This window comes from Rhodococcus sp. EPR-147, from assembly GCF_001647185.1.
Taxonomy (GTDB): Bacteria; Actinomycetota; Actinomycetes; order Mycobacteriales; family Mycobacteriaceae; genus Rhodococcoides.
Map to the genome: position 1 here is coordinate 1 of NZ_LVCU01000322.1, position 2,119 is coordinate 2,119.

General features: G+C 67.6%; 1 protein-coding gene. It reads right to left on the minus strand.

Annotation, left to right across the window (positions count from 1 at the left end; all coding sequences use genetic code 11):
- A partial coding sequence (pheT, locus tag A2J02_RS15090) for a phenylalanine--tRNA ligase subunit beta (protein ID WP_068050963.1) occupies positions 1-2,113 on the minus strand: 2,113 nt, incomplete at its 3' end.
- Between the last annotated feature and the right edge of the window lie 6 nt (positions 2,114-2,119).

Here is a 2,119-nt window from a genome sequence, read left to right on the forward strand (position 1 = left end):
GCTCGAGCACGGCCGGATGCAGCTCGCCCGCGTATCCGACGACCTCACCGTCGAGCAGGACCTCCGCGCACCGACCCGGGTGCCACGGAAGGTGTTGCGCCGCCCGAAGATCGACGTGCACTCCGGACGCCTCGGCGACGGTACGCACCGCAGCGAACGCATCGGCGGCCTCTGCGGCGCGGCCGGGACCCCACGGACCCGACAACTCACGCTGACCGGTGAGCACCATGCCCACGTGCACCGGCTGCGCCGGCAACGAACCACGAAGCATGGCGATCTGGTCGTCGGTGGGCCGACGGTCGACCGGCAACGCGTCCACAGCTGCGGTGGCGTCGTGTCGGAGCACCACCTGAGCAATGCCGAACAGCGAGACGTCTCGCTGACCGCGCGCGATGTTCCGGCTCAGCATCTCGAGCAAACCGGGAAGCACAGTGGTCGCGAGCTCGGGACGGTCGGCCTCGAGTGGATTGAGTACCGAGGTGGTCGCGCGCCGTGGGTCGTCCGCGTCGAGACCCCACGTGTCGAACACGCCTTTGGGCAGGAACACCGGAGGCAACACCTCGACGTACCCGGAGAACGCGAGAGCCTTGCCGACGGCACGCCTGCGCTTCTGTTCGGCAGTGAGGCCACGACCGCCCGGGGCCGACGGCAGTACCGACGGGATCTGTTCGAGCCCTTCGAGCCGCAGCACCTCTTCCACCAGGTCGGCGCGCTGCACCAGGTCCGGTCGCCAGGACGGCGGGGTGACGATGAGCTGGCCGTGTCCGGCGTCGTCGACCGATACCTCGACTCCGCAACCGATCTGCGTCAACCGTCGGGCAGCGGTTCCGTTGGGGTACTGCACTCCGGCGATTCGGTCCGGCAGGTCGAAGTCCATCGTGACCGTGGGATATTCGGATGCCTCGCCGATATCGGTCAACACGGGCTCGATCCGGCCGCCGGCGATCTCGACCAACAACTGTGCGGCCCGATCGAGTGCTGCGACAGGCAGAGCCGAATCCACGGTCCGCTCGAAACGCTTGCTGGCCTCGCTGGAGAGCTTGTGGCGACGACCGGTGCGGAACACCGCGAGCGGATCGAACGACGCAGCTTCGAGGACGACCTCGGGGGTCGAGTCGTCGACTTCGGTGGACGCGCCGCCCATGACACCGGCCAACGAGATCGCTCCCGATCCGTCGGCGATGACGACGTCCTCGGCATCGAGAGAACGCTCGACGCCGTCCAGCGTGGTCAGCTTCTCCCCCGCGTTCGCACGCCGGACGACCAGATCGCCGTCGAGCTTTGCCGCATCGAACGCGTGCAACGGCTGCCCGAGTTCGTGGAGCACGTAGTTGGTGACATCGACGGCCGCCGAGATCGGGCGTACGCCGGCCAGCAGCAGTCGACGCTGCATCCACCAGGGCGTCGTCGCCGTCGGATCGATGCCGACAATCTTGCGCAACGCGAATCGCGAAGCGCCCGAGTTCGGTTCGACGGTGACCGACCAGGCGTCACCGGTGACCTCGGTGGGGACCGTGCGCGCCGGATCCACGAACGGAAGGTCGAAACTGCAGGCCAGTTCGCGGGCGAGGCCTCGGACCGAGAAGGCGTAGCCGCGATCCGGGGTCACGTTGAGCTCGATGACCGAGTCCAGCAGACCGAGAACGGCTTTGGCGTCGTCGCCCGGAGCGGCCGTGCCCTCGGGCAGCACCAGAATTCCGGAGTGATCCTTACCCAACCCGAGTTCGAGCGTCGAGCAGATCATGCCGTTGGAGTTGCGGCCGTAGGTCTTGCGCGACGCGATGGCGAATCCACCGGGCAGGACGCTGCCCGGCAGCGCGGCCACGATCAGGTCACCCTCGGCGAAGTTCCTGGCACCACACACGATTTCCTGTGGCTCGGCTGCTCCGACGTCCACCAGGCAGAAGCGAATCGGCTTCTTGAACTCGGTCAGCTCCTCGATCGAGCCGACCCGACCGACCACGAGTGGCCCGGTCACGTTGTCCAGCGAATCGAGTTCCTCGACCTCGAACCCGACCCGCACGAAACCGGCGTCGAGTTCCTCGGGCGAGACGGCCCAGTCGGGCGTTCCCGCGTGCAGGACCTCGGTCAGCCAGGATTGTGGGACTCGCACGTGTGC